Annotated in this window: 1 protein-coding gene; it reads left to right on the top strand. The window is 61.4% G+C overall.

The window, feature by feature from the left end:
• Positions 1 to 267, top strand: a 267-nt coding sequence (locus tag ACXAGA_RS16490; RefSeq protein WP_475118558.1) for a hypothetical protein, incomplete at both ends; no start/stop codon positions are given.

Genomic DNA, 267 nt, shown 5'->3' with positions numbered 1-267 from the left:
TTGCGGCGGATGGCAAAACGCTGACCGTGCCGGGCGAAGGCGTCTGGACTGTGGATGCGGTGACGGGCGATGTGACCTTTACGCCTGAGGCCGGATTCCTGAGCGATCCAACCCCAGTGGGCTATACGGTGGACGATGCGGACGGCAACACGTCGAATGTGGCGGCGCTGGCGATCGACTATGGCGATGTGCCTGTGGCGACGGATGATACGTTGATCAGCCCTGTCTATGGCGCTGCAACGATCTCTCCTTTGGGCAATGACACGG

This window comes from Marivivens sp. ABH4_498 (assembly GCF_056160585.1).
The sequence above is the reverse complement of the archived record's forward strand: the minus strand, read 5'-3'. Positions and strand labels throughout refer to the sequence as shown.